The 26,984-nt window shown below is 75.5% G+C and carries 27 protein-coding genes; 13 read left to right on the top strand and 14 right to left on the bottom strand.

Annotated elements, in window-relative coordinates:
• Positions 1–23: 23 nt before the first annotated feature.
• From ACZ7C5_RS28355 to ACZ7C5_RS28320, 8 genes are all read right to left on the bottom strand, one after another.
• Positions 24–1,580, bottom strand: a complete 1,557-nt coding sequence (locus ACZ7C5_RS28355; protein WP_401090197.1) for an MFS transporter — start codon at positions 1,578–1,580, stop codon at positions 24–26.
• Entirely contained in the window at positions 1,577–2,209 is a 633-nt protein-coding gene (locus tag ACZ7C5_RS28350; protein ID WP_401090199.1) for a TetR/AcrR family transcriptional regulator, read from the bottom strand. Before ACZ7C5_RS28350 ends, ACZ7C5_RS28355 begins: the two co-directional genes overlap by 4 nt.
• A 160-nt stretch (positions 2,210–2,369) precedes the next feature.
• Positions 2,370–2,762 carry a cell division protein SepF gene (locus ACZ7C5_RS28345; protein WP_188299444.1) on the bottom strand — a complete coding sequence of 131 codons (393 nt, stop codon included), beginning with the start codon at positions 2,760–2,762 and terminating at the stop codon, positions 2,370–2,372.
• A gap of 283 nt (positions 2,763–3,045) precedes the next feature.
• On the bottom strand, positions 3,046–3,558 hold the full coding sequence (locus ACZ7C5_RS28340; RefSeq protein WP_470323706.1) for a DinB family protein: 513 nt from the start codon (positions 3,556–3,558) through the stop codon (positions 3,046–3,048).
• A gap of 68 nt (positions 3,559–3,626) precedes the next feature.
• On the bottom strand, positions 3,627–4,343 hold the full coding sequence (locus ACZ7C5_RS28335) for a TVP38/TMEM64 family protein (RefSeq protein ID WP_401090203.1): 717 nt from the start codon (positions 4,341–4,343) through the stop codon (positions 3,627–3,629).
• Positions 4,344–4,398: 55 nt separating this feature from the next.
• A complete protein-coding gene (locus tag ACZ7C5_RS28330; protein ID WP_470323705.1) occupies positions 4,399–4,941 on the bottom strand; it encodes an RICIN domain-containing protein in 543 nt (180 codons plus the stop codon).
• Between the two features lie 48 nt (positions 4,942–4,989).
• Entirely contained in the window at positions 4,990–5,760 is a 771-nt protein-coding gene (locus ACZ7C5_RS28325) for a dienelactone hydrolase family protein (RefSeq protein ID WP_401090206.1), read from the bottom strand.
• A gap of 124 nt (positions 5,761–5,884) precedes the next feature.
• A complete protein-coding gene (locus tag ACZ7C5_RS28320) occupies positions 5,885–7,129 on the bottom strand; it encodes an MFS transporter (protein WP_401090208.1) in 1,245 nt (414 codons plus the stop codon).
• Positions 7,130–7,237: 108 nt separating this feature from the next.
• Here ACZ7C5_RS28320 and ACZ7C5_RS28315 point away from each other — a divergent pair, with 108 nt between their 5' ends.
• The 11 genes from ACZ7C5_RS28315 (at position 7,238) to ACZ7C5_RS28265 (ending at position 17,606) form a co-directional block, all read left to right on the top strand.
• Positions 7,238–8,422: an ROK family transcriptional regulator gene (locus ACZ7C5_RS28315; RefSeq protein ID WP_401090210.1), complete on the top strand. Its 1,185-nt coding sequence runs from the start codon at positions 7,238–7,240 to the stop codon at positions 8,420–8,422.
• A 110-nt stretch (positions 8,423–8,532) separates the two neighbouring features.
• Positions 8,533–8,949, top strand: a complete 417-nt coding sequence (locus tag ACZ7C5_RS28310; protein ID WP_401090212.1) for a TOBE domain-containing protein — start codon at positions 8,533–8,535, stop codon at positions 8,947–8,949.
• Positions 8,950–9,049: 100 nt separating this feature from the next.
• A complete protein-coding gene (locus ACZ7C5_RS28305) occupies positions 9,050–9,517 on the top strand; it encodes a hypothetical protein (RefSeq protein WP_401090214.1) in 468 nt (155 codons plus the stop codon).
• A complete protein-coding gene (locus ACZ7C5_RS28300) occupies positions 9,514–10,242 on the top strand; it encodes a glycerophosphodiester phosphodiesterase (protein ID WP_401090216.1) in 729 nt (242 codons plus the stop codon). The genes ACZ7C5_RS28305 and ACZ7C5_RS28300 overlap by 4 nt, the downstream gene beginning before the upstream one ends.
• Positions 10,239–11,336, top strand: coding sequence for a winged helix DNA-binding domain-containing protein (locus ACZ7C5_RS28295; protein ID WP_470323704.1), 1,098 nt, complete (start codon positions 10,239–10,241; stop codon positions 11,334–11,336). Before ACZ7C5_RS28300 ends, ACZ7C5_RS28295 begins: the two co-directional genes overlap by 4 nt.
• A 93-nt stretch (positions 11,337–11,429) precedes the next feature.
• The gene (locus ACZ7C5_RS28290; RefSeq protein ID WP_470323703.1) at positions 11,430–12,536 is read left to right on the top strand and encodes an AI-2E family transporter; all 1,107 of its coding nucleotides are present in this window, start codon (positions 11,430–11,432) and stop codon (positions 12,534–12,536) included.
• 94 nt (positions 12,537–12,630) lie between these two features.
• The gene (locus ACZ7C5_RS28285; protein ID WP_470323702.1) at positions 12,631–13,260 is read left to right on the top strand and encodes a Vgb family protein; all 630 of its coding nucleotides are present in this window, start codon (positions 12,631–12,633) and stop codon (positions 13,258–13,260) included.
• Between the two features lie 436 nt (positions 13,261–13,696).
• A complete protein-coding gene (gene ctaD, locus ACZ7C5_RS28280; protein ID WP_470323701.1) occupies positions 13,697–15,550 on the top strand; it encodes an aa3-type cytochrome oxidase subunit I in 1,854 nt (617 codons plus the stop codon).
• Between the two features lie 99 nt (positions 15,551–15,649).
• Positions 15,650–16,183, top strand: a complete 534-nt coding sequence (locus ACZ7C5_RS28275) for a hypothetical protein (RefSeq protein ID WP_470323700.1) — start codon at positions 15,650–15,652, stop codon at positions 16,181–16,183.
• Positions 16,184–16,324: 141 nt separating this feature from the next.
• A complete protein-coding gene (locus ACZ7C5_RS28270) occupies positions 16,325–17,041 on the top strand; it encodes a response regulator (protein WP_401090228.1) in 717 nt (238 codons plus the stop codon).
• 154 nt (positions 17,042–17,195) lie between these two features.
• Positions 17,196–17,606 (top strand): pyridoxamine 5'-phosphate oxidase family protein, encoded by a 411-nt coding sequence (locus ACZ7C5_RS28265; protein WP_470323699.1) that lies wholly within the window; start codon positions 17,196–17,198, stop codon positions 17,604–17,606.
• Between the two features lie 21 nt (positions 17,607–17,627).
• On the opposite strand, the gene ACZ7C5_RS28260 is transcribed toward ACZ7C5_RS28265, so the two are convergent.
• From ACZ7C5_RS28260 to ACZ7C5_RS28250, 3 genes are all read right to left on the bottom strand, one after another.
• A complete protein-coding gene (locus ACZ7C5_RS28260; RefSeq protein ID WP_470323698.1) occupies positions 17,628–18,209 on the bottom strand; it encodes a TetR/AcrR family transcriptional regulator in 582 nt (193 codons plus the stop codon).
• Positions 18,206–19,264, bottom strand: a complete 1,059-nt coding sequence (locus tag ACZ7C5_RS28255) for a saccharopine dehydrogenase family protein (RefSeq protein ID WP_470323744.1) — start codon at positions 19,262–19,264, stop codon at positions 18,206–18,208. Before ACZ7C5_RS28255 ends, ACZ7C5_RS28260 begins: the two co-directional genes overlap by 4 nt.
• A 280-nt stretch (positions 19,265–19,544) precedes the next feature.
• Entirely contained in the window at positions 19,545–21,242 is a 1,698-nt protein-coding gene (locus ACZ7C5_RS28250) for a sensor histidine kinase (protein ID WP_401090354.1), read from the bottom strand.
• 392 nt (positions 21,243–21,634) lie between these two features.
• Here ACZ7C5_RS28250 and ACZ7C5_RS28245 point away from each other — a divergent pair, with 392 nt between their 5' ends.
• Positions 21,635–22,495, top strand: coding sequence for a universal stress protein (locus ACZ7C5_RS28245; RefSeq protein WP_470323697.1), 861 nt, complete (start codon positions 21,635–21,637; stop codon positions 22,493–22,495).
• Between the two features lie 235 nt (positions 22,496–22,730).
• Positions 22,731–23,738 carry an Acg family FMN-binding oxidoreductase gene (locus ACZ7C5_RS28240; RefSeq protein ID WP_401090235.1) on the top strand — a complete coding sequence of 336 codons (1,008 nt, stop codon included), beginning with the start codon at positions 22,731–22,733 and terminating at the stop codon, positions 23,736–23,738.
• A 77-nt stretch (positions 23,739–23,815) separates the two neighbouring features.
• Here ACZ7C5_RS28240 and ACZ7C5_RS28235 read toward each other — a convergent pair whose 3' ends face one another.
• Genes ACZ7C5_RS28235 through ACZ7C5_RS28225 form a run of 3 tightly spaced genes read right to left on the bottom strand, consistent with a single transcriptional unit; the run spans position 23,816 to position 26,693 of the window.
• On the bottom strand, positions 23,816–24,301 hold the full coding sequence (locus ACZ7C5_RS28235) for a copper chaperone PCu(A)C domain-containing protein (protein ID WP_470323696.1): 486 nt from the start codon (positions 24,299–24,301) through the stop codon (positions 23,816–23,818).
• Entirely contained in the window at positions 24,298–26,535 is a 2,238-nt protein-coding gene (locus tag ACZ7C5_RS28230; RefSeq protein WP_470323695.1) for a heavy metal translocating P-type ATPase, read from the bottom strand. The genes ACZ7C5_RS28235 and ACZ7C5_RS28230 overlap by 4 nt, the downstream gene beginning before the upstream one ends.
• Positions 26,532–26,693 carry a hypothetical protein gene (locus ACZ7C5_RS28225; protein ID WP_401090241.1) on the bottom strand — a complete coding sequence of 54 codons (162 nt, stop codon included), beginning with the start codon at positions 26,691–26,693 and terminating at the stop codon, positions 26,532–26,534. Before ACZ7C5_RS28225 ends, ACZ7C5_RS28230 begins: the two co-directional genes overlap by 4 nt.
• Between the last annotated feature and the right edge of the window lie 291 nt (positions 26,694–26,984).

The raw sequence follows: 26,984 nt of genomic DNA, 5'->3' as shown, positions 1-26,984 counted from the left end.
CTCCGGGTCTTCTCAAGTCCCGGCTACGCGTCGGCCTTCTCCGGTGCGGCGACCTCGACCTCGACCGGCTCCGCCGCCGTCGGCGCGGACAGGCCGCGCAGCAGGCGCCAGGCCAGGACGGCCGCGCCGACCAGCAGGGCCCCGGCGAGCAGCCCGGCGCTGTTCATGCCGTGCACGAAGACGTCCCTCGCGCTCGCCAGCAGCGGCTGCGCCAGGTCGGCCGGCAGCCCGTTCGCCGTCTCCACGGCGGCCCCGAGGGACTCGCCGGCCCGGGCCGCGGTCTCCGCCGAGGCCCCGGCTGGGACGACCAGCCCGCCGGCGTAGATCGTGCCGACCACCGAGCCGACCAGCGCGATGCCGAGCGCGGTGCCCAGCTCGTACGCGGTCTCGGAGACCGCCGAGGCGGCGCCGGCCTTGTCGGCGGGCGCGGTACCCAGCACCAGGTCGGCGCCGAGCGTGTAGACCACGCCCTCGGCCGTTCCGACCACCAGGAAGGACACGGCCAGCAGCAGGTAGGTGGTGTCCTGCTGGAGCCAGCCCAGCGCGCCGACGCCCAGGCCCATGGCGAGCAGACAGGCGGTCAGCGCCCTGCGGGCGCCGAAGCGCCGGGCGATCCGGGCGGTCAGCAGGCCACCGGCCACCGAGCCGGCGAAGGCCGGCAGCTCGGCCAGGCCCGCCTGGAGCGGCTGGTAGCCGCGGACCAGCTGGAGGTACTGGGAGACCACGAAGATCACGCCGGAGAGCCCGACCAGGGAGATCAGCGAGGCCGAGACGGCCGCGGTGAACCGCCGGTCGCGGAAGAGCCTGACGTCGAGCAGCGGGGTCTCCAGCCGCAGCTGGCGGCGGACGAAGACGAACAGCGCGGCGGCGCCCAGCACGAAGGTGACCGGTACGTCCCAGCGGTCCACGCCGTGCGCGGCGGCCTCCTTGATCGCGTAGACCACGCCGATCACACCGGCCAGCGACAGCAGCACGCTCAGCACGTCCCAGCGGCCGGGCTTCGGGTCCCTGGACTCCGGCAGCAGCCAGGCGCCGAACACCAGCAGCAGGATCAGCACCGGGATGTTCAGCAGGAACACCGAGCCCCACCAGAAGTGTTCCAGCAGCACCCCGCCGACCACGGGCCCGAGCGCGGCGCCGGCGGTGGCGGCCGCGCCCCAGATGCCGATCGCGGTGGCCCGCTCCCGGTCGTCGGGGAAGAGGCTGCGGATCAGCGAGAGCGTGGAGGGCATGATCGTCGCCCCGGCGACGCCGAGCAGCGCGCGGGCCAGGATCAGCCAGCCCGGGCTCGGCGCGTAGGCGGCCAGCAGCGAGGCGACGCCGAAGGCGGCGGACCCGGCCAGCAGCAGCTTCTTGCGGCCGATCCGGTCGCTCAGGGCGCCCATGCTGACCAGCAGTCCGGCCAGCACGAAGGAGTAGGAGTCGCCGATCCAGAGCAGCTGGGTGCCGCTGGGGCGCAGCGTCTCGCTGATCGACGGGATGGCGAGGGAGAGCACGGTCGCGTCCAGGGCGACCACGGTCACGGCCAGGACGAGGACGGCGAGGCCGGTCCAGCGCTGGCGGGCGGTCAGGGTGTTCATGGTTTATCGGTGTCCGGCCTGTGGTCGGCGGTGCTGTGGGTGGTGGGAACGGGGACGGATGGAACGGGGGTGGTGGTGCGGGCGTCCGGTCTGCGCAGCGCGCCGCCGAGGAACAGCTCGGCGAGCGAGAAGGCGGCGTCGCGCGGGGCGAGCCGGCCGTCCTGGATGGACCAGCCGACGCCGGCCACCAGGTCGAAGAAGGCCTCGCTCAGCCAGGCGGCGCTCAGCTCGATGCGGAACACGCCCTGCTGCTGACCGCGCAGGAAGAGCGCGTGCAGCCGGGCGATCTGGACCTCCCAGAGGTCGTTGATGTCGTCGTGCTCGTAGAGCTGGTTCTCGCCGGCCAGGAAGGCGCAGAGCATGGCGTCCGGGACGGCGGCGTCCACCAGGCGGCGCAGCGCCGCCTCGGCGTCGCCCTCCTCGACCTCGGCGGTGTCCAGGGCGGCGGCGAACCGGCGCAGCCCGAGCAGGCCGACCTCGCGGATCAGCGCGTCGCGACCGGGGAAGAGCCGGTGCAGCGTGGCGCGGCTGATGCCGGCGGCGCGCGCGATCTCGTCCAGGTGGGCGGTCGGGCGGCGGGAGAGCACACCGACGGCGGCTTCCAGGACGGTGTCGCGATCGGTGGCCATGCGCCGATTATAGTTCATGTGAGACATCCATGTCTCATTCATGCGCCTGGGATCTCAGGTGATGCGTGGGGTCGCGGCGGGAGGGCGGCAAAAAACCGGAGACGGTGGGTGTACCGTCCCCGGTTCCGGGGGTTGCCGCTGTCGGCCGCGGGGCGGCGGCTCAGCTCTGGTTGTAGAAGCCGGTGTCGTCCATCGGGCGGTCGATCACCATGACCTCGACGTCGGCAGGGGTGAGCAGGAAGACCCTCTTGGCGATCCGCTCGATGCCGCCCTGGGTGCCGAAGATCAGTCCGGAGGCGAAGTCGACCATGCGCTTGGCCTCGGCCTCCGCCATCTCGGTGAGGTCCATGACCACCGGGGTGCTCGCCCGGATGTGCTCACCGACCGTCCGGGCCGCCTCGAACCCCGTCGGCCGCAGGGAGACGATCTTCGTGGGCGCGGGGGCGGCCGGAACCGTCTCCTGGTCGACCCACTCGTCGTCGTACACCGCGGCCGGGTAGTGTCCCGAGGGCATCAGCCACCCGTTGTGGTGCTCGTCGCGAAGTGCTCCCATGCCGCGCCTCCCTGCCTCGTCCCGTCCTGGTCCCCCGGGGGTGGGTGCCGTTCTTGACACGTCATCCACTCGTCGGAACTGTCCGAGTATCGCACTGTTCACCGGTCCCGTGCCCGCTCGCGACCCCCGTACGAGTCGTGCCGCGCCGGAAACCCGGGCGAACCCGGGCACTCCTCACTGACGCGGCGCCGCACCGTACGGTTGCGCGCGTTGACCTTATCGGTCGCGGTCACCGGGTAATTGACCTTCTGTCAACAATGCGGAAACGATTTCACCCGTCGGTTCACTCGCCGGTCGAGCCGTCGACCAACTCGCGCAGAAGATCCGCGTGGCCGTTGTGTCGCGCGTACTCCTCGACCATGTGGGCGAGGATCCAGCGCAGCGTCACCGGCTGCCCGCGGCGAGGGTTCTTGCCGACGGTGTCCAGCGGAAGGCCGTCGACCGCGCGGCGGGCGGCCTCGATCTCGGCCTGCCAGACGGCGAAGTCGGCCGCCGCGTCGGCGGTGTCGACGTCGTCGAAGTCGCCGTCCTCGTTCTCCGGCTTCCAGTAGTGGTCGGTGATCTCCCGGCCGAGCAGGACGGACTGGAACCAGTACTGCTCCACCTCCGCCATGTGCCGGACCAGGCCCAGCAGCGAGAGGTTGGACGGCGGGACGGAGCGCAGTCGCAGCTGGTCGTCGGTCAGGCCCGCGCACTTGAGCGCGAGCGTGCCGCGGTGGTAGTCGAGGAAGGCGGTCAGGGTGGCGGCCTCGTCGGCCGTCATCGGCGGGTCCACCCGCGGGTCGAGTCCGGTCATGCGCGCCATCCTGGCCTCCCGTGACCGGGGGCGCGAACGATTTTGCGGCGCCGGGCCGGTGGGGTGGTTCAGCCCGCCGCAGCCCGGCCGCGGGCCCGGGCCGTCCGCCAGAGCCCCACCACGCTGCCCAGCACCAGCAGCGCGATCACCCCCGCCGACAGCAGGAACGCCGCCGAGCCGGGCCGGCCCGCGCTGGCCGCCGCCGTGACGTACACCGCCGTGGTCGGCACCACACCGACCGCGGTGGCGGCCACGAAGGGCAGGAAGCGGACCCCGGAGAACGCCGCGCCGTAGTTGGCCGCCTGGAACGGCATGCCGGGCAGCAGCCGCAGCACCAGCACGCTGCGGAAGCCCTGTTCGGTGAACCGCCGGTCCAGCGAGCCGAGCACCTTCCCGCGCAGGTACGGGCGGAGCGCGTCGCGGCCGAGGCCCCGGCCGAGCGCGAAGGCGAGGGCGGCGCCGAGCGTGGTGCCGAGCACCGCCAGCGCCACGCCCTGCTGGATGCCGAGCAGCAGCCCGGCCGCCGCGTTCAGCGCCGGCCGGGGCACGAAGGCGAGCGTCCCCACCGCGTAGACCAGCGCGAACAGCGGGCCGGACCAGTACGCCGGCATCCGGTCCGCCGGCCCGTCGGACAGCAGTTGCGTCGGGCTCCACAGCAGCAGCGACCCGGCCGTCGCCGCGAGCACCGCCACCAGCAGCGCGAACCGCCACCACGGTGAACGCGGCGCGCCGGCGGGCGGCCGGGTCGCGGCGGGAGGTGCGGGGGCGGCATCGGGCTCGGACACCGCCGAAGCGTAACCGGTGCCCGCGCGCGGCCCCTGCCCCGGCCCGGGCGGCGGCTCAGCTGTACGGGTCCTTCGCCGGGTTGTAGTGCCAGAACTGGTTGGCGCCGGCCTGGTACTCCCACTGGATCACCGGGGTGCCGTCGGCGAGACGGCCGCCGGCGACGTCGAGCACCAGGCCGCTGTGGCCGTTCACGATCCGGCGCGGGGTGCCGGGGTGACTGGCGGGCGGGTCGCTCCACTTCTGGTTGTCGCCGCCGTTGCAGGTCCACTGGTCGGCCTGGGTGCCCCAGGTGGTGCTGAAGGCCGGGATCTCCAGGCACTTGCCGCTGTGCTGGTTGATCCAGCCCCGGTCGGTCTGGGTCCACTTCTGGTTGTCGCCGCCGGTACAGGTCCAGATCCGGACCGGGGCGCCGTCGTCGACGCGCCAGTCGGCGACCTCCAGGCAGAGGTCGTCCGGCCCCGGGTAGCCGCCGGTGCGGATCTCGGCGGGGCCGAAGTCGGCCGCGGCGGCGGGCGGGGCGGTGAGGGCCACCGCGGCGGTGGCGAGGACGGCGGCGGTGAGTGCCGTGATGGCGGAGAGGCGGGTTCGACGGGACATCGGGTCGACCTCCGTGAAAGGGGGGATTGAGTGCGCTCGGGCGGCGGGTCAGTGCGGCCGGGCGAGAAAGCGCAGCAGACGTTGCCACGAGTCCAGGGCCGCCCCGGCGTGTTCGACCGCGGCGTGCTCGAAGAAGTTGTGCGGTGCACCCGGATAGCTGACGAACTCGTGCGGGCAGCCGGCGGCGGTGAGCGCCGCGTCGAAGGCCGCGACGGCGGCGGCCGGGATGTGCTCGTCGGCGCCGCCCCAGAACGCGAGGACGGGGGCGGTCAGCTCCCCTGCCAGCTGGGTGGGCCCCGGGGCGCCGGCGAGGGTGTCCGGGTAGCCGTAGTAGCCGACCGCGCCGGCCAGGCCGAAGCGCGGGGCGGCGGCGCGGAAGGCCTGCCGCCCGCCGAAGCAGAAGCCGAGCGCGACCACCTCGGCCGGCCCGACGGCGCGCAGCCGCTCCAGCGCGGCGGTGAGGTCGGCGTCCAGGCCCCCGGGGGTGAGCGCGAGCAGGTGGGGGAGCAGGCCGGGCAGTTCGCCGAATTCCGCCGGACGCTTTTCCGGGAAGGCTCCGGCGGTGCGTCCGTAATAGTCGAGGACGAGGGCCGGGTGGCCCTGTTCGGCGAGCCGGGCGGCGGTGTGCCGGTAGAACGGGGAGAGGCCCCGGTTGTCCGGCAGGACGAGTACGCCCGGTCCGGTGGCGACCTCGGGGCGGGCCAGGAAGGCGCCGAATTCGGTGCCGTCGGCCGAGGTCAGGGTGAGTGGGGCGGCCTCGGCCAGGGGCCACAGGGCGGGGCTGAAGGCGGGCGGGGCGGCGTCCGGGTCGTAGCACACGGGGAATCCCTCTCGCGGGGGTACGGAAACGGGGGCACGGAGTCGGGGGCACGGAAAAACCGCCGGGCGCGGCTGCGCCCGGCGGTTCGAGACCTTAGCGGGGAATTCCCTCGGGAATTCACGATCATATCGAAGAGAGATCTTTTCCGGAAGGCTTTTCCGGTGACATTGCGGTCACGTTCTCCCCGGTGGAATTCCGTTCGGCCAGCCGCAGCGCCCCGGCACTCAGCAGCAGGGCGCAGGCGAGGGCGGTGACCAGGCCGAAGGAGACGGTCAGCGAGGTGGCCTGGGCGAGCGCGCCGATGATCGCGGGGGCGACCAGGCCCGAGGTGTAGGTGACGGTGGCGACGCCCGCGATGGCCTGGCTGGGGTTGGTGCCGATCCGGCCGGCCGCGGCGAAGGCGAGCGGGACGATCACCGCGATGCCGACGCCGATCAGGGCGAACCCGGGGATGGCCAGCGCCGGGCTGTCGGCGGCGACCACCAGCAGGCCGCCGACGGTGGCGACGGCGCCGCCGATGCGGGTGGTGCGGACGGCCCCGAGGCGGCGGATCGCCGCGTCCCCGGCGAGCCGGCTGACGGCCATGGTGAGGGAGAAGGCGGTGTACGAGGCGGCGGCGACGGTGGCCGAGGCGCCGGTGACGTCCCGCAGGTAGACACCGCTCCAGTCCATCGAGGCGCCCTCGGCGAACACCGCGCAGAAGCCGACCAGCCCGATCACCAGCGAGCTGCGCGGCGGCAGCGCGAACCGGGGCGGCTCCTCCGCGCCCTCGTGCGCCCGGATGTCGGGCAGGCCGCGGCAGACGGGCTGGGCGAGGGCGAGCAGCACCAGCGCGGTGACGGCCAGCTGGATCCTGGCGTCCAGGTCCAGGTGGGCGGCGAGGATGCCGAAGCCGGAGGCCAGCAGGCCGCCCGCGCTCCACATCCCGTGCAGGCCGGACATGATCGAGCGGCCGAGCCGCTCCTCGACCTCCACGCCCTGCGCGTTCATCGCGACGTCCGCCATCCCGGCGGTGGCGCCGTACACCAGCAGCACCGCGCACAGCACCGGCAGCGAGGGGGCGAGCGCGGGCAGGGCGAGGGCGAGGCACCAGAGCGAGATCAGTCCGCGCACCGCGGCCCGGCCGCCGTAGCGGTGCACGAAGCGGCCGGCCAGCGGCATGGCGAGGGAGGAGCCGACGGCGGGCATGACCAGGGCCAGACCGAGCTGGCCGGTGGAGAGGTCGAGGCGGTCCTGGATCCACGGGATGCGGGTGACGAAGCTGCCGCTGACGGCCCCGTGGACGCAGAAGACCAGGGCGATGCTCGCCCGGGCCCGGCGCGGTGCGGTCAGCGGCTCCGGCGGCGGTGGTGCGGTGGTCCCGCTCATTCGGTGTTCCCTCCCGGTCGCGCGGTGGGGGCGCGACAGTGCCCTGTTGATGGCGATAAATTATCAGGAAGGGAACCTGATAGAAACACTCTGGAAGGATGAACCTCCATGACCACCGCGCGTACGGCAACGCCGAGCACCGCCCGGGCGATCAACGACCGGCTGGCGCTCAACCTCCTGCTCGAACAGGGCCCCCTGACCGCGACCGAGCTGCGCGACCTCACCGGCCTGTCCCGGCCGACCGTCGCCGACCTGCTCGAACGCCTCCAGCGCACCGGCCTGGTGGCCGTCGTCGGGGAGCGCGGCGAGCAGCGGCGCGGCCCCAACGCCAGGCTCTACGCGCTGGTCGCCTCCCGGGCCCACATCGCCGCCTTCGACGTCCGCTCCGGCGGCGTCAGCCTGGTCGTCGCCGACCTGGCCGGGCGCAGCCTCGCCACCGCCGAGGTCCCGGTCGAGGACGGCGGCGGGCCGGACACCGCGGGCACGATCGTCGCCACTCTGCTGGAGACCGCGCGCGGCGTCGGCGTCGACCGGCTGCACACCGTCGCGGTCGGCGCTCCCGGCCTGGTCGACCCGGCCACCGGGCGGCTGCGGAACACCGGCAAGCTCCCCGGCTGGCACACCGGACTGCTCGGCGCGCTGCGCGAGCTGCCCGGCACCGAGGTGATCCTGGAGAACGAGGTCAACCTGGCCGGGAGGGCCGAGTACCGGGTCGGTGCCGCGCGCGACCGCGACACCTTCGTCCTGCTCTGGCTCGGCCACAGCGTCGGCGCCGCCGTCATCCTGGACGGGCGGCTGCGCCGGGGCTTCTCCGGCGGCACCGGCGAGATCTGCTTCCTGCCCGTCCCCGGGACCGTCGGCCTGCCCAGCGCCGACAGCTGCGAGGGCGGCTTCCACGACCTGGCCGGCAGCGCCGCGATCTGCGCGCTGGCCCGCGCCCACGGGCTGCCCGTCGGCCGCGCCGGGGACGCGCCCGCCGCCGAGGCCGCCGTCCGGGCCGCCCTGGCCGCCGGCCCGGCGGGCGAGGAGTTCCTGGACCGGCTGGCCGAGCGGGTCGCGATCGGCGCGGCGAGCGTCTGCGTGGTGCTGGACCCCGGCTGCGTGGTGCTCGGCGGCGAGATCGGCCGGGCCGGCGGGCCCGAGCTGGCCGGCCGGGTCGAGCGCCGGCTGGCCGAGCTCTCCCCGCTGAGCACCGAGGTGCGGGCCGGGACAGCGGGCGGCGGCGCGATCCTCGCCGGGGCGGTGCTGACCGCGGGGGACGCGGTGCGGCGGGACCTCTTCGGCGAACCGTGACGGCCACCGGCGGCGCCGGCCGCCCTCGCGTTCCCGCCCGCGCCACCGGTACGGCAGGATGGCGCGGGGGCACCTGCCCTCCGACCCCGAACCACCGTCAGGAGACGCACATGGGCCAGCCCGACGCGCCGGCCAACCCGTACCGCATCGGCGAGGCCGCGGCGCTGCTCGGCGTCAGCGCCGACACCATGCGGCGCTGGGTGGACGCCGGGCGGGTCGCCGCCGCGCGGGACGAGCACGGCCACCGGATCATCCCGGGCGCCGAGCTGGCCGCCTTCGCCCGGGAGCTGGCCAGGCCGGAGACCGCCGAGGCCGAGGGCCGGCCGTCCTCGGCCCGCAACCGCTTCCCCGGGATCGTCACCGACGTGGTGCTCGGCGACGTGGCGGCGCAGGTGGAGGTCCAGGCCGGTCCGTTCCGGGTGGTGTCGCTGATCAGCCGGGAGTCGGCGGAGGAGCTCAACCTGGTCCCCGGCGCGCCCGCGACGGCGGTCATCAAGTCCACCAACGTGATGATCGAACGGCGCTGAGGGCCCACCCGGGCGTCCGCGGACGCGCCGGACGAAGCCGAACAGCCCGAAGCCGAACGACCCGAAGCCGAACCGCCCGAAGCCGAAGCGAGAGGACCGGATGACACCCCCGCACCTGCCGACCACCCAGAGCGCCGTGACCGCCATCGAGGCCGTGGCCGGGCGGCACGGCCGCACCGTCCGCGCCCAGCACGACATCGGCCGCGACCGGACCTTCGCCGGGCTGGTCGGCCCGGACGGGCCCGGCGGCCCGGGCGGTCAGGGATGGGAACAGCTGGACGACATCCCGCACGAGGCGCTGCTGGAGTTCGACGGCAGCCCCGCCGTCACCGTCCGGCTGTTCACCCACGACGAGGTCGCCGTGACGGTCGAGGGCATCGCCTTCGACGTCGACCGCGACCGCGTCCCCGGCTTCCTGAACGCCGTCTGGTCCGACCTGGTGCACATCCGGGTGCGCACCTTCCCGCCGTCCACCACGCTGGTCGTCACCGTCCCCGGGGAGCCGAGCTACCGCGAGGGCGTCGGAGTCCACAGCCTCACCCCCTGGCTCTCGGGAAGGATCCGATGAACGCCGTCGCCCAGCCGCTCGGCCGGCCCCTCGTCAAGCCCCTCGCCGTCGCCCACCGCGGCGACCCGTACCGCTTCCGCGAGAACACCGTGCCCTCCGTCGAGTCCGCGCTCGCCGCCGGGGCGGACGCCGTCGAGGTGGACGTCCGGCTCACCCGCGACCGGGTGCCCGTGCTGCTGCACGACCGCACCCTGGAGCGTCTCTGGGGCGACCCGCGGGCGATCGACCGGGTCACCGCCGAACAGCTGGAGGAGCTGCGGCAGGGCCCGCTCGCCGTCCCCACCCTGGCCGAGGCGCTCAAGGCGGTGGCCGACGCCGAAGGCCGCCGGCTGCTGATCGACCTGGACGACGCGGGGCCGGTCGCCGCCGCCTGGTCGGTGGTCGCCGGACTCGGCGCCGAAGGGCTGGTCGCCTTCTGCGGCCCCACCACCGCCATGCTCGCGGTGCGCGAGCTGAGCCCGGACGCCGAGATCGCGCTCACCTGGAAGCAGCCGGGGATGCCCGTACGGGCCCTGCTGGACGACCTGCGCCCGCGCTACCTCAACCCGCCGTTCGGCCTGGTCACCCCCGACTTCACCGCCGCCGCGGCGGACCGCGGGCTCGCCGTCTCCACCTGGACCGTCGACCTGCGCCGCACCATGCGCCGGCTGCGCGACACCGGCGTCGCCTCCCTCACCTCCAACCGGATCGGTGTGCTGCGCTCGGTGCTGGACGGCGGCCGGTGAGCGGACCGGTCCTGGGCCGGCGGGCGCTCGGCCGGGCCCTGCTGGCCCGCCAGCACCTGCTCACGCGCGGCCACCTGGCGCCCGCCGCGCTGGTCCACCACCTCGGCGGGCTCCAGGCCCAGGCGGCGCCCCAGCCGCCCTACCTCGGCCTGCTCGCCCGGATCGACGGCTTCACGCCCGAGCAGCTGAGCACACTGATCGAGCAGCGGGCGGTGGTCAGGATCGCCCTCCAGCGCGGCACCATCCACCTGGTCACCGCCGAGGACTGCCTGACGCTGCGCCCGCTGCTCCAGCCGATGCTCGACCAGGCGCTGCGCACCACCTACGGCAAACCGCTCACCGGGCTGGACCTGGACGCGCTCGCCGCCGAGGCCCGCACCCTGGTCGAGGAGGAGCCCCGCACCTTCCAGCAGCTCGGCGCGCTGCTCGCCGCGAGCCGCCCCGACCGCGACCCGGCCGCGCTCGCCCAGGCCGCCCGCTGCCGGCTGCCGCTGGTGCAGGTCCCGCCGCGCGGGCTGTGGGGGCGCGGCGGCCCGGCCGCCCACACCACCGCCGAGGCCTGGCTCGGCCGCCCGCTCGACCCCTCGTCCGGCCAGGACGAGCTGGTGCGGCGCTACCTCGCCGCCTTCGGTCCGGCCTCCGCCGCCGACCTGCGCAAGTGGTGCGGCCTGGCCGGCCTCGCCCCGGTGCTGCGGCGGCTCGCGCCGGACCTGGCGGCGTTCCGGGACGAGCAGGGGCGGCAGCTGTACGACCTGCCCGAGGCGCCCAGGCCGGACGCGGACACCCCGGCGCCGGTGCGGCTGGTCGCCCCGTTCGACAACCTGCTGCTCTCGCACGCCGACCGCACCCGGGTGCTGTCCGAGGAGCACCGGGGCCGGGTGATGACCCAGAACGGGATCGTGCACGGGACGCTGCTGGTGGACGGGCTGGTCGCCGGCACCTGGCGCCTGGCCGGCGACCAGGAGGTGACCGTCGTGCCGTTCGCGCCGCTGGGCCGGGCCGACCGGCAGGCGGCGGAGGCCGAGGCGCAGCGGGTGCTGGCCTTCGCGGGGGCCGGCGGGGGCGGCGTGGTACGGGTCGAGGCGGTCGGGTAACCCGTTCGGGTGCTCGCGGCCGATCCGGCGGGCGGGCCCCCCGAACCTCTGCTGAGCTGGGTCGGTTCCCAATCGTCGACGACCCTGGCGGAGGTGGCCGTGTCCGTGGAACGCGCGCCCGGCGAGCAGCGGCGGCCGGACCACCGCAGGCCGTACCTGATGCTGCCGCCGGGCCTGCGGCAGGCGGCGGCGTGGTCGGTGGCGGTGATCCTGCTGCTCGCCGTCGCCTCACTGGTGGTCTTCGCGCTGGTCGAACTGCGGGCCGCCACCGTGCCGTTCGTGCTGGCGCTGCTCGGGGCCTCACTGCTCTACCCGGTGGTGCCGTGGCTGGTGCGCCGGGGCGTCGGGCGGGGCCTGGCCGCCGGGCTGACCTGCACGGTGCTGGTCGCCGCCGTCGGCGGGGTGATCGCGCTGCTGGTCAACTCCCTGGTGCACAGCGCCCCGCAGATCGCCTCCTCGCTCCAGGAGGCCGGGGAGCGGCTGGCCGACTGGCTGGGCCCGCTCGGGGCGAAGATCCAGCACGCGCTGAGCAACGCCAAGGGCGAGACCAATTCGCTGGTGTCCACGCTCACCAACGGGGTGCTCTCCGGGCTCGGCCTGCTCACCCAGCTGATCGCCGGCGGGGTGCTGTCGCTCGCCCTGGTGTTCTTCTTCCTCAGGGACGGCCACCGTACCGGCGACGCCATCCGCTCCTACCTGCCCGAGCGCAGCGCCGCGACCGTGATCGCCTGCGCGGAGCGGGCGTTCGACGCGATGGCCGGGTTCATGCGCGGCACCACGATGATCGCCCTGATCGACGCGAGCTTCATCACCATCGGCCTGGTCGCCCTGGGGGTGCCGGGCGCGCCTGGGCTGGGCGCGCTGGTCTTCATGGGCGCCTACATCCCGTTCGTCGGCGCCTTCCTGTCCGGCACGGTGGCCGTCCTGGTGGCCCTCGCCGACGGCGGCCTCGGCACGGCGCTCTGGGCGCTCGGGGTGGTCCTCGCGGTGCAGCTGATCGAGGGCAACGTCCTCCAGCCGGTCATCCAGAGCCGCACGGTGGAGCTGCACCCGGCCACCATCATGGTCGCCGTGGTGGCCGGCTCCGGGATCGCCGGGATCATCGGCGCCCTGCTCGCCGTCCCGGTCTGCGCGGCCGGAGTGGGCGTCATCTCGGTCCTGCGCGCCGACCCGGGGCGGGCGGTGGAGGCGGGGGAGTAGGAGGGCGCCGCCCGATTGTCGGTTGCCGTCGGTGCGGCGGGCGTGGAAGGATCATTAACGCGACAATAGTCGCAATAGCTGGGGGAGGGGTCGGATGGAACTGATCGAGGTGGCCGAGGCGGGGGCCGGGCCGTACGGGGTGGCCGCCGGGCCCGACGGAGCGCTCTGGTTCACCGAGCTGAACGCGGACCGGGTCGGGCGGATCACCGTGGACGGCGAGGTGACGGAGTACCCGCTGCCGCTCGCCGGGGCCTTCCCGTCGCTGATCACCGCGGGCCCGGACGGCGCCCTGTGGTGCACCCTCAACCAGGCCGACGCGGTGGCCCGGATCGGGACGGACGGCGACGTGACCGTCCACCGGCTGCCGACCGGGGGCACCGCGCCCGTCGGCATCACCGCGGGGGCGGACGGGGCGCTCTGGTACGTCGGCATCGGCGGCGGGCTGGTCGGGCGGATCACCGTGGACGGCGAGGTGACGGAGCACCCGCTGGCCGACCGCTCGGCCAGGCCGCACGCGATCGCGGCCGGGCCGGACGGCCGGCTCTGGTTCACCGAGTGGGGCGCCGGGCGGATCGGGGTGCTCACCCCGGACGGGCGGCTGGACGGCCACCCCGTCCCGGGCGAGGGCGCCGAGCCCCACGGCATCGCCGTCGCCCCGGACGGCACGGTGTACGCGGCGCTGGAGCGCGGGCAGCTCGCCCGGCTGGACGCCCGGGGCTACTGACGGCGCAGCAGCTCCTCCAGGTCGGCGAGCAGGCCGAGGGCGGCGGCGCGGTCGGCGCCGGTCCGGCCGGTGCCGACGATCCGTCCGAGCAGGTCCAGGGCCTCGGCGGGGGCGATCGGACGGAGTGACGGCGGCCGGCCGCGCCCGCTGGACGAACGGTGCGCGGGGAGCCGCCGGGCGGGCGTCCGGCGCCGTGGGGAGGGAGGCGTTCCGGCGGTTCTCGACCGGGGCTCCGCGCCGCGGTGAGCGCGGCCCGAGCGGACGCGGGCCGGGGGTCGGGCACCCGACGGCGGGTCAGGAGGTCCCTGGGCGCCCGGTCGGGAAGTCCCGGCGGGGGCCGGGGAACTCGGGCCCAGCGGCCCGGGACGGCCGGGCCCAACGGCCCTGGGGTGCGGGGGCGGCCAGTTCGGATCATGGATCGCCATCCATCCGCACGATGTTCCGAAGGAGTGCGTCCTTGAGCGCCACTCAGGCACAGGGCGACCCCACCTCACCGCCGACGGCCCTTCCGGCCGCGGCGGTCAGGGCCAGGCGGCCCGGTTCGGCCCTGGTCAGGCTGCTGACCACCACCGACCACAAGACGATCGGCACCATGTACCTGGTGTCCTCGTTCGCGTTCTTCCTGATCGGGGGCATCCTCGCCCTGGTCATGCGCGCCGAACTGGCCCGGCCCGGAACGCAGATCCTCTCCAACGAACAGTTCAACCAGGCCTTCACCATGCACGGCTCGGTGATGCTGCTGCTGTTCGCGATGCCGTTGTTCACCGGCTTCGCCAACTGGATCATGCCGCTCCAGATCGGCGCCCCCGACGTCGCCTTCCCGCGCCTGAACATGCTGTCCTACTGGCTGTTCATGTTCGGCTCGCTGATCGCCGCGGCCGGTTTCGCGACCCCGCAGGGCGCCGCCGACTTCGGCTGGTTCCTCTACGCGCCGCTGTCCGACGCGATCCACTCGCCCGGCGTCGGCTCGGACATGTGGATCATGGGCGTGACGCTGTCCGGCTTCGGCAGCATCTTCGGCGCCGTCAACTTCATCGTCACCATCATCTGCATGCGCGCACCCGGAATGACCATGTTCCGGATGTCCATCTTCTGCTGGAACGTGCTGCTCACCTCGGTGCTGGTGCTGCTGGTCTTCCCGGTGCTGGCCGCCGCGCTGCTGGCGCTGGAGTGCGACCGCAAGTTCGGCTCACACGTCTTCGACCCCGCCAACGGCGGGGCGATGCTCTGGCAGCACCTGTTCTGGTTCTTCGGGCATCCGGAGGTGTACATCCTGGCGCTGCCGTTCTTCGGGATCGTCTCGGAGGTCATCCCGGTCTTCAGCCGCAAGCCGATGTTCGGCTACTCCGGCCTGATCGCCGCGACGGTGGCCATCGCCGGCCTGTCGGTGACGGTGTGGGCGCACCACATGTACGTCACAGGACAGGTCCTGCTGCCGTTCTTCTCCTTCATGACGTTCCTGATCGCCGTCCCGACCGGAGTGAAGTTCTTCAACTGGGTCGGCACCATGTGGAAGGGCTCACTGAGTTTCGAGACCCCGATGCTCTGGACGGTCGGCTTCCTGGTCACCTTCCTGTTCGGCGGCCTGACCGGCGTGCTGCTCGCGGCCCCGCCGATCGACTTCCACGTCTCCGACTCGTACTTCGTGGTCGCGCACTTCCACTACACGCTGTTCGGCACCGTGGTCTACGCGATGTTCGCCGGCTTCCACTTCTGGTGGCCGAAGATGACCGGCAAGAAGCTCGACGAGCGGCTCGGCAGGATCACCTTCTGGACCCTGACCGTCGGCTTCCACAGCACCTTCCTGGTCCAGCACTGGCTGGGTGCCGAGGGCATGCCCCGCCGCTACGCCGACTACCTGGCGTCGGACGGCTTCACCACCCTGAACACGGTCTCGACCATCGGCTCGTTCCTGCTCGGCCTGTCGATCCTGCCGTTCCTCTACAACGTCTGGAAGACCGCCAAGTACGGCGGGAAGGTCACCGAGGACGACCCGTGGGGCTGGGGCCGCTCGCTGGAGTGGGCGACCTCCTGCCCGCCGCCCCGGCACAACTTCGTCAAGCTGCCGCGGATCCGCTCCGAGTCCCCGGCCTTCGACCTCCACCACCCGGACATCGCGGCCCAGGACGTGCTGGTGCACAGCGGCGAGCCCGCCAAGCACCTGGGCGACGTGGAGCCGGCGAAGTACGACCGGCCGCTGAGCCGGGCGGACCGGGCGCGGGCGGCGGCGGCCGCCGACCTGCCCGCGGGGCCGTCCGGGCCCGCCGGCCCACCCGGCGCGGGCGGCTGAGGCCGCTCCCCCCGAACGCCGTCCCCGCCCACCGTTGCCCCCGGGCGGGCGGGGACGGCCCCCCTTCTCCCACCCCTTCGTGACCAGGAAGGCCGGGTCGTGAACCACACCGTTCTCGCCATCGGCACCGCCGCCCTCACCGCGAGCGGCTGTGTCTGGTACCTGCCCGCCATCGCCGACCTCCAGGCCGGCGCCGACCGGCCCCGCTCCACCCGTACGGCCGCCGCGGCCTGTGTGCTCTGGTGGGCCGGGCTCGCGCTGGCGGGCGGGCTGCTGCTCGTCGTGGCGGACTGGCGGCCCGCCGCGCAGATCGCGCTCGCCGGACTGGTCGGCGGCGCGGCGCTGCGGCTGCGGGCCCTGTTCGACCGGTACCGCGAGGTGCGGGAGACGGCGGCCCGCTGGGAGGCCCTGGACGCCGGGCCCGCCCCGCGCTCCGACCGGCCGCCGACGCTGGCCCTGGCCGGCTGGCTGGTGGTCGGCGCGGCCGTCGCCTCGCTCGGGGCGGTGGCGATCCTGCTCTCGGGCGGCGGTGCCGTGGTGCCCAGGGTGGCGCTCGCGGCGGTCTGCGGGGTGGGCGTCGCGCTCGCCTTCCTGCTGGTGGGGCTGGGCAACGTACGGCGCCAGGGGCGCTGAGGGCGCCCGCGCCCCGGCTCCCCGGGCACTGTGGCCCGGTCCGAATGGGGCCGTTGGGCCCTGGGTTCGCGGCCGGGGCCGGGGGATGATGCCCTGGGCCCCGCTGGGAGTGTGCGGGGGTGACGAAGGTGGAGCCGCGTGATGGCGACCAAGACGGAGGGTGCCGGAGCCCCGGCGCCGGTCCGGGTGTTCCTGCTGGACGACCACGAGGTGGTGCGCCGCGGGGTGCACGACCTGCTGGACGGTGAGCCGGACCTGGAGGTGGTCGGGGAGGCGGCGACGGCCGAGCAGGCGCTCGTCCGGGTGCCCGCGCTGCGGCCCGACGTGGCCGTGCTGGACGTCCGGCTGGGCGACGGCGACGGCGTCTCGGTCTGCCGCGAGCTGCGCTCGCGGATGCCCGGGCTGGCCTGCCTGATGCTGACCTCCTTCGACGACGAGGAGGCGCTGCTGGACGCCGTGATGGCGGGCGCCGCCGGGTACGTGCTCAAGCAGATCAGCGGGACCGACCTGGTCGCCGCGGTCCGGACCGTCGCCTCCGGCCGCTCGATGCTCGACCCCGGCGCCGCGACCCGGCTGCTCAACCGCCTGCGCAGCGACGCCGAGCCGGCCCAGCCGGTCACCACAGGGCCCGGCCTGACCACGCGCGAGCAGGAGGTCCTCGAACTCATCGGGGAGGGTCTGACCAACCGGCAGATCGGTGAGCGGCTCTACCTCGCCGAGAAGACCGTCAAGAACCACGTCTCGCGGCTGCTCGCCAAGCTGGGCGTCGAGCGGCGGGTGCAGGCCGCCCTGATCGCCACCGAGCTGCGTCAGACCGCCGCCGCCCAGCCCTCCGTGCTGCGCTCCGGCCGGTACTGACCCCTGCCGTTCGGCTCCGTCCGGGGCCGAACGGGCCTTCGGCCCCGGGCTCAGGACCCGGGGCCGAAGACCTGCCGGACGGGGCCCCCGCCCGGGCCCCGCCGGGACCATCGGCCCTCGCGACCGGCCCCGGGCCCGGGCGAGCATCGCTCGCATGAACCGCGACCGCGTCCCGTCCCCCCGGCCCTCCTCGTACGACCGTCCCGACTTTCCCGGACTCCGTGAACTCGACCGGAAGCGGGCCCTGGAACTGCTGGGCCGGGCCGCCGTGGGCCGGGTGGTCTACACCGTCGACGCCCTCCCGGCCGTCCTCCCGGTGCCCTTCCGGCTGGCCCACGGCGGCGTCCTGCTCTCGGCCCCGGCCGGCTCCGAACTGGCCCGCGCGGTCGACGGCGCCGTGATCGCCTTCGAGGCCGACGAGGTGGACGGCCGGGATGGCTCCGGCTGGTTCGTCACCGTCCTCGGCCGCGCCCAGGTCCGCCCGGCCGGCAAGGCGGCCGACCCGGGCGGCACGGTCCGCATCCGGATCCGCCCCGAACTGGTCATCGGCCGCTGCCTGAGCTGAGCCGGCCCCGCCGGAGCCTCCTCACGGCCCCAGCAACGCCCGCGCGGTGCGCAGGAGTTCGGCGTCCGCGGCCTCGTCCCGGGTGCCGGCCAGGCCGGAGCGGAAGAGCGAGGCGCCCTCGACCAGCATGATGAACACCCGGGCGCGGGCGTGCCGTTCCTCCTCGCCGAGGGCCGGGTGGCGTTCGGCCAGGAAGGCGGCGACCAGCTCCCGGTAGCGGGTGTAGAAGGCCTGGACGGCGCCGGCCACCGAGGCGTCGCGGGCGGCCAGGGCCCACAGTTCGGCGAACAGCCGGACCAGCCGCGGGTCCTCCTGGTCGGCGAGGATCTCGCGGACCAGCGCGTCCTCCTCGCGGGCCGGGTCGAGCAGCGGGGCGAGGCGCTCCACCGAACGGGCGAGGACGCGGTCCAGTACGGCGGCCACCAGCTCGGCGTGGGTCGGGAAGTAGTGCTGGAGATGGCCGAGGCGGACGCCCGCCGCGGTGGCCACCGCTCGCATGGAGAGTTCGGTGCCGCCCGCGGTGACCAGCAACTCCTCCGCCGTGTCGAGCAGTTGCTCCCGCCGCTGGGCGCCCTTGCCGCTCAGGCCCCGGACGCCGCTCATGCCGCGGCCCCGACGCCGCGCCGCCCTTCGGCGACCGCGACCGTGACGCCCAGCGCCGCCAGGTCCGCCGGCACCCGCTCGGGGACCGGGGTCTGCTCGGGGAAGCACACCCCGGCGGGCGGCGGCGGGGCGCCGTCCGCGCCGAGCGCCCGGCGCAGCGCCAGCAGGGCGCCGACGGCGGTGAGGTGGGCCTGGCCGGCCCGGTCCTCGACGGTGGCGGTGAGCACGCGCCCGCCGTTGCCGACGTCGGTGCGCAGCCGGGCGGTGCCGCCCTCGCCGGGGGAGTAGAGCAGCGCGCGGCGGGCCGGCTCCCAGCGCTCGCCGCGGCCCCAGCGGAAGAGCCCGGCGCGCCGGGCGGCCAGCAGGGCGGTGGTGGAGGAGCGGGAGCTGAAGCCGATCCGGGTGGCGGCGGTGGTGGCGCCGAGGGTGAGCGGGAGGGTGAACTGCTCGGGGGTGTCGATCCCGGCCACCAGGGTCGGGGTGTCGCCGATCCGGACGGTGCGCGGGCGGCTGAGCGGGGCGACGGAGCGGCGCAGGCCGTCCTGGACCACCTCGTAGTCGAGCCCGAGGCGGTCCATGAACTCGACCGAGTCGGCGCCGGCCCGGTCCGCGAGGTCCCAGCGGATGGCGGTCTCCACCTGCTCGGCCCCGCCGAGGCGCTCGGCCAGGGCGGCGGCGACCAGGCTGGTCACCCCGCCCATCCAGGCGGAGGAGAGCAGCACCGGGGCCGTCGGGCGCAGCAGCGCGGTGAGCGTGGCGGCGCGCTGGAGCCGGGCGGTCCAGCGGGTGACGTCCACGTACGGGACGCCCGCGCGGACGGCGGCCCGCAGCACCCGGTCGTCCGGGTCGTTGACCACGCCGACCACCGCGCGCACGGCGGCGGTGAACGGCTCGGGGTCGGCGAGGTCCCAGCGCCGGGCGGCGGCGTCGTCCAGCTGGGCGGCGAGGGCGGCGCCGCGCTGCTCGGAGCGGCCGGTCAGCAGCAACGGCCAGTCGGGGGAGGCGAGTCGGGCGAGTTCGGTGCCGACGGTGCCGTAGCCGCCGACCAGCAGCACGGGGCCTTCGGGGTCGTGGACGAGGCGGTCGTGCGCGAATCGGTCGTGCGGGACGAGGTCCTGTGCGAGCCTGACGGCGGGGGCGGACGGGGGCACGGGCAGGCCGTCGGCAACGGGTTCGGTGCTCATGGAGGCAAATATAGGTCACCCGACCTAAAATTGGCGTCATGACTGAGCCGGCCGTCACCGTTTCCCCTGCTGACCTGTCCTTCTTCGACAGCGGCGCGCCCTGCGGGCCTGAGGAGCGCCCGCCCCCCGAGGGCCCCTGGGTGCGGAGGCCTCAGGACCCGATCGGGGCCTCCCACGCCAGCCGGGTGCCGCCGCCCTCGGCCGGCTCCACGGTGAAGTCGCCGCCCACCCGCTCGGCGCGCTCGGCCAGGTTGCGCAGCCCGCTGCGCCGCCCGCCCTCGGGCACCCCCACGCCGTCGTCCGTCACGGTCAGCGCGACCCGGCCGGCCACGGCGCGCAGCGTCACCTCGACCCGGGACGCCCCGGCGTGCCGGACCGCGTTGCTGAGCGCCTCGGCCAGGACGGCGACCACGTGCCCGGCCAGCTCCTGCGGCACGTCGGTGTCCAGCAGGCCCTCCATGCTCAGCCGCGGCGCGAAACCGAGCGGCCCCTGGGCCTCGGTGACCACCCGGGAGGCCCGGGCGCGCAGCCCGCGGTCGGGCTCGCTGTGGGCGCGCAGGCCGAAGATGGTCGAGCGGATGATCTTGATGGTCTCGTCCAGGTCGGCCACCGCCCTGGCCACCCGGTCCGCGGCGGCCCGGCTCTCGATCAGCCGGCCCGCGCTCTGCAGCGTCATCCCGGTCGCGAACAGCCGCTGGATCGCCAGGTCGTGCAGGTCCCTGGCGATCCGGTCGCGGTCCTCCAGCAGGTTCAACTGCTCGGCGTCGCGCCGCCGTTCGGCCAGCTCCAGGGCCAGCGCGGCCTGGTCGGCGAAGCCCAGCAGCGGGCCGGTCTCCTCGGGGCCGAAGGCCGGCTGCCCCTGCGCCCTGGCCAGCAGCAGCACGCCCCGCCCGTACCCGGCCCCGGTGCCCAGCGGCACCGCCACCGCCGCGCCCAGCCCGTCGAAGCGGCCCGCCGGGCCGGCCGAGAACCGGGGGTCGCAGGCCAGCTCGTCGCTGGTGGCCGGCGAACCCGAGGCGTACGCGGCGCCGGACAGCGTGCCGTCCACCGGCACCGTCACCCCCAGCCGGGCGGACGGTGTGCCGCCCAGCGCCACCTCCACGGTCAGCTCCTCGGCCCGCTCCTCCGGGCCCGCCAGCGCCACCGAGACGTCCGCCAGCTCGGCGCCCGAGATCTCCCGGGCCCGGCGGGCGATCAGTTCGACGACCTCCAGCCGCGGCGCCCCCGACAGCAGGCTGCGGGTGATCTCGGTGCTGGCCCGCAGCCAGCGCTGGCGCAGCTGCGCCTCCTCGTACAGCCGGGCGTTGTCGATCGCCACGCCGGCCGCGACCGCCAGGGTCGAGATCACCGCCTCGTCGTCCTCGTCGAAGTCCAGCCCGCCGCGCTTGTCGGTCAGGTAGAGGTTGCCGAACACCTCGCCGTGCACCCGCACCGGCACCCCCAGGAAGGTGTGCATCGGCGGGTGGTTCGGCGGGAAGCCGACCGAGGCCGGGTGGTCCGACAGCACCGGGCAGCGCAGCGGCTGCGGCTCGCGGATCAGCTCGCCCAGGATGCCCCGGCCCGACGGCGGCGGGCCGATCTCGGCCATCTCCTCCTCCGACAGGCCCACCGTCAGGAACTGCGACAGCGTGTGCCCGTCGGGGCCGATCACGCCGAGCGCCCCGTACCGGGCGTCCACCAGGTCGGCGGCGGCCTCCACGATCCGGTGCAGCGCCTGCGCCAGGTCCAGCTCACGCCCGACCGCCAGCACCGCCTCCAGCAGGTTGTGCACCCGGTTCTGGGTGCCGCGCGCCGCGTCGATCCGCCACTGGAGCTCCCCCAGCAGCTCGTCCAGGCGCAGCCGTGGCATCCGCGCGCCGCCACCCGCCGCGCTGCCGTCCGCTCCGCCCACCGCTGTCCTCCTCGTCGTCCTGCCCTGACCGGCCCGTCCGTCCTCCGGACGCGCCGCATCCGCCCCGCGGACGGCGGCTCCCCGCCGCACCGTCCGGCCCGGGCGCCGTCCGACCAGCGGGATTGCCGTGTTCACGGTAGTGCCCACGTGTCGGGGGTGGGGACGGCGGGGTCGGCCGTAGGCTCCGTCGGGCGGGCCTTTCGTCCCGTCCCGGAGGGTCCTGAGGCCCCTCCCGCCGGGCCGCGGGCGGCTGCCAGGCTGGGGGCGAGCGGACGGGGCGTCAGAGCGCACCGCGGCCCGCACCGAACCGCCGAGCGTCGACAGCGTGTCGACAGTGTGGAGGAAGACTCATGACGTCAACCGTGCTGGCCGGGGTCGACGGCTCGCCGCAGAGCGCCGCGGCCGCCCACTGGGCCGCCGCCGAGGCGGCGCGCCGGGGCGCCACGCTGCACCTGGTGCACGCCTGGCCGTGGCTGACCGACGGGGTGTCGTCCTTCGCCGAGCCGGACGACCTGCCCGAGGCCGTCCGCCGCACCCTCACCGAGGCCGCCGAGGAGATCCGCGGCCTGCACCCCGGCCTGACCGTGGAGACCGACGCCGTCCTGGACGCGCCGGTGGACGGTCTGGTGGCCGCCGCCGCGGACGCGGAGCTGCTGGTGCTCGGCTCGCGCGGCCGCGGCGGCTTCACCGGGCTGCTGCTCGGCTCCGTCAGCATGTCGGTGGCCGGGCGCAGCAGCGTGCCGGTGGTCGTGGTGCGCGAAGCCGGGACGGCGGACGAGGCTCGCGCGGCCGAGATCGTGGTCGGCGTCGACGCCCACGACCCCGAGGCCGAGGTGCTCGACTTCGCCTTCCGCGAGGCGGCCCTGCGCGGCGCCCGGGTCCGGGCGGTGCACGGCTGGGACCTGCCGCCGGTGTTCGGCTACGCGGGCGGCGCCGTCCCCGCGGCCGAGCTCGGCCAGCTGGAGGCGCTGGAGGCCAAGCTGCTCACGCTCGCCCTGGCCGAGCCGCGCGAGCGGCACCCGGACGTCGAGGTCGTCGAGGACGTGCAGCTGGGCGCCGCCCGTGCCCTGGTCGAGGCCTCGGCCGGCGCCGCCCTGGTGGTGGTCGGCCGGGGCCGCCGCCAGATCGATTTCGGCCCCCGGGTGGGCCGGGTCGCGCACGCCGTCCTGCACCACGCCGAAGCTCCCGTCGCGGTCGTCCCGCACGGGTGACGGACGGCCCGTCCGGTGGATCCACCCCCGTCACGATCCACCGGACGGGCCCACTGGGGGCCCGTCCTCCCCCGGGCCGGGGAGTCCGGGAACAGGCCCTTGGGCCCTGCCGCCCACCGGGGCCGGGCGCGCACCCTCGGAAGCACGGGACCTCAGGGCCTGTGCGGCCGGGCCCCGCGATCGAAGCCGAAGCCCCGCGGTTGAAGAAGCCCCGCGGTTGAAGGAGTGGATCGCCATGACGCTCGACCCGGCCCTCACCCAGATGCTCACCGAAGCCGACCTGCGCCTGCTCGCCACCGCCGGCGGCGCGGCGCCGTCGCTGCACAACAGCCAGCCCTGGCGCTTCGTGCCGACCCCGGACGGGCGCGGGCTCGCCGTGTACGCCGACACCGGGCGCACCGTACCGCTGGCCGACCCGGTCGGCGCCGGGGTGCACGTCGCGGTCGGCGCGGCCGTGTTCAACCTGCGGGTGGCGGCCGGGCAGCTGGACCGCGAACCGCTGGTCCGGCTGCTCCCGGACGTCGCCGAGCCCGAGCTGCTCGCCGTGCTCGACCTCTCCCGCCCGGCCGCCGCCCTCACGCCCTTCGGCCGGGACCTCTACCCGGCCATCGCCGCCCGGCACTCCAGCCGGGAGCCCTTCACCCAGCGCGACGTGCCCGAGGCGGTGATCGGCGAGCTGATCGACGCCGCCCGCGAGGAGGGCGTCGCGCTGGCCGCGCTGGAGGAGGAGGGCGTACGGCGGGTGCAGGCGCTCACCGCCGAGGCCGAACGCCGCAACGCCGCCGACCCGGCCCGCACCGCGGAGTCCCGCGGCTGGCTGCGGACCGACGACGGCACCGCCGAGGACGGCATCCCGCGGGCCGCGCTCGGCCCGCAGGACCACGACGCCCGGGTGCCGATGCGCGAGTTCGCCGGCCACCCGCCGGAGCTGTCCGCGCAGCCCTCCCGGCGCTTCGAGGCGCTGCCCCAGCTGTGCACCCTCTCCACCCCCGGCGACGGCCCGCTGGACTGGCTGCGCACCGGGCAGGCGCTGGAGCGGGTCTGGCTGCTGGCCACGCTGCACGGCGTCCGGCTCACCGTCTGGCACCAGGCGATCGAGTGGCCGGACACCCGCTGGGCGCTGCGCGACCCGGCCGCCGGGCCGAGCCACGTCCAGCTGGTGCTGCGCACCGGCTACGGCCCGCCCGGCGCGGCCACCCCGCGCCGGGCGGTGGAGGAGACCCTCGGCGAGGGCCCCTCCTGAGCGACGGCTCCGGGCCGTCCGCCGTCCATGCCGTCCGGCGTCCGGGCCGTCCGGCTCCTGGTCAGCCCCCGGACCGGTCAGCGCGGCCGCTCGGCCGCCGGCAGCACCCGGGCGCCGAGCCGCAGCGGCGGGCTGTGCCGGAAGGTGAGGGTGAACTCCACCCACTGGCCGGCCCGCAGCGGCGGCGGGTCGGCGATCATCAGGTCCGCGTCCTCCGGCGTCATCCGCAGCTCGCCGCGGCCCGGCACCGGCAGGGCCGCGGCCGGCTCCCAGCGGCCCGCCGCACCCTGGTGGAGGTGCCGCTTCGGGGTGATCCGGCCACCGAACTCCCATGTGGCGCCGGCCAGTTCGTCCGGCACGTCGCCCGGGTTGCGGATCGTGAAGAAGGCCGCCGTCGCGGGGGCCGCGCCCGCCGTCGGCAGTAGCACCCAGCCGGGCCCGGCCTCCACCTGGCGGGCCCGGCCGGCCCCGCCGACCGCCGTCCACCCGGTGAGCAGGACCAGCGCCAGCGCCGCCGCCCCGACCGGCGGGCCGGCCACCTTGAACCGCTCCGACACCCTCATCGACGTCCTCCCCGGCGCTTCGCCCGCCTCGGCTCCCAGGTGCGCAGCCGCAGACTGTTGCCCACCACGAGCAGCGAGCTGAGCGACATCGCGACCGCCGCCAGCATCGGGTTGAGCAGCCCGACCGCCGCCAGCGGGATCAGCACCAGGTTGTAGCCGAAGGCCCAGAGCAGGTTGGCCCTGATGGTCGCCAGGGTCTGCCTCGCCAGCCGTACGGCGTCCACCACCGCCTCGATGTCGCCGCGCACCAGGGTCAGCCCGGCCGCGCCGATCGCGGCGTCGCTGCCGGAGGCCAGCGCCACCCCGAGGTCCGCCGAGGCCAGCGCCACCGCGTCGTTGACGCCGTCGCCGACCACCGCCACCGTCCGCCCGGCGGCCCGCAGGTCCGCCACCACCGCGGCCTTGAGCTCGGGCGAGGCCGAGGCGTGCACCCGTTCGATACCCAGCTCGGCGGCCACCGCCCGGGCCGCGCCGGGGCCGTCCCCGGTCAGCAGCACGGTCTCCAGGCCCAGTCCGCGCAGCTGGTGGAGTGCTCGCCAGCTGCCGGAGCGCAGCGTGTCGCCGACCGCGAGGACGGCTGTCGGCCGCCCGTCCAGCTCGACCACGACGGCCGTGCGGCCCGCCTGCCCGGCCCGGTCGACGGCCTCGGCGAGGGCCGGCGGCAGGACGGTGTCGTCGGGGCGTACCACCCGGACGGCCCGGCCCCCGACCGTTCCGGACACCCCGAGCCCGGTGGCGGCCCGGAAGCCGTCCACGGCGGGCAGCGGCCCGCAGCGCTCGCGCGCCGCCTCCGCGACGGCCCGGCCGATCGGGTGCTCGGAGCGGTGCTCCACCGCGCCGGCGAACCGCAGCGCCTCGTCCTCGGCCACGCCCTCGGCCGTGGTGACGACCGCCAGCTCCATCCGGCCGGTGGTCAGCGTCCCGGTCTTGTCCATCACCACGGTGTCCACCCGGCGCAGGCTCTCCAGCACCTCGGGGCCGCGCACCAGCACGCCCAGCTCCGCGCCCCGCCCGGTGGCCGCCAGCAGCGCCGTCGGCGTCGCCAGCCCGAGCGCGCACGGGCAGGCGACCACCAGCACCGCGACCGCCGCCGTCACCGCCGCCTGCGGGGCCGCGCCCGCGCCCAGCCAGAAGCCCAGCACGCTCGCCGCCACCGCCAGCACGCAGGGCACGAACACCCCGGCCACCGCGTCCGCCAGCCGCTGCGCCCGCGCCTTGCCGGCCTGGGCCTCCGCCACCAGCGCGGTGATCCTGGCCAGCTGGGTGTCCGCGCCGACCGCGGTGGCCCGGACCACCAGCGCACCGCCGACGTTCACCGTCGCGCCCGCCACCCGGTCCCCGGGGCCCACCTCGACCGGCATGCTCTCCCCGGTCAGCAGGCTCAGGTCGAGCGCCGAGCCGCCCTCGACGACCACCCCGTCGGTGGCCACCCGCTCGCCCGGCCGCACCACGAACTCCTGCCCGGGCAGCAGCAGTTCGATCGGTGCCAGGTGCTCCCGGCCGTCCGCCGTCCGCAGGCACACCTGTTTGGCGCCCAGCTCCGCCAGCGCCCGCAGCGCGGAACCGCTGCGCCGGCGCACCCGGCCCTCCAGCAGCCGCCCGGCCAGGACGAACAGCGGCACGCCGACCGCCGCCTCCAGGTACACGTGCGCGGCGCCACCGCCGTCGGCCGTCAGTGAGAACGGCATCCGCATGTCCGGATCGCCGGCCCCGCCGAGGAAGAGCGCGTACGCCGACCAGCCGAAGGAGGCCACCACGCCCAGGCTGACCAGGGTGTCCATGGTCGCCGCCGCGTGCCGCAGCCCCTGCCAGGCCCTGCGGTGGAAGCCGGCCGACCCCCAGGTCACCACCGGGACGGCCAGCGCGAAGCAGACCCACTGCCAGGCGGTGAACTGCGCCGACGGCACCATCGACAGCACCAGCACCGGGACGGCCAACAGGGCCGTCACCAGCAGCCGCCACCGCTCGTCCGGCTCCTCCGCGGCCACACCGACCGGCGCGCCCGCGGGCAGCGGCTCGGCGGTGTAGCCGGCCCGCTCGACCGCGGCCACCAGCTCCGCGACCGGCACTCCCGCCGGGTGCAGCACCCGGGCCCGTCCGGTCGCCAGGTTCACCCCGGCGCTCACCCCCTCGATCCGGGCCAGCCGCTTCTCCACCCGGCCCACGCAGGCGGCGCAGGTCATCCCGCCGACCGCCAGATCGGTGGCGACCACGGGCTCGGTGACCGCACTCATCGCATCCCGCCCATGTCGTGCCCACCCATCCCCGGCGACGCGCCGCCGCCGTTCCCCGGCCGCAGGCCCGGCGACACCGGCCCCACCTGCCGGCCCACCCCGTAGGCCACCACGAACACCACCACCAGCAACAGGAGGAATCCCGCCAGCACACTCAACGGCCGGACACCCGGCGACTTCGCACTCACCCTCCAGCAGTCGGACGGGCACCGCGATCGGTTCCCGTACGTTCCGAAGTCCCGCACCGAAGTCCCGCACCGAAGTCCCGCACCGAAGTCCCGCTCCGGAATCCCGCTCCGGAATCCCGCGCGAATAATCGGATGACGGACCGCGGCCCGACCGGTAGCGTCCGGGACGGCGCCTCCCGATGCGCCCGGCCCCGGTTACTTCCTGACGAAAACAAGTGCCACCGGTGCCACTTCTGATCCCGGGAGGCGCCCGCTCCGGCC

The sequence above is a fragment of the Kitasatospora sp. NPDC036993 genome (assembly GCF_055607525.1).
This window is presented reverse-complemented; position numbering and strand designations above follow the sequence as displayed.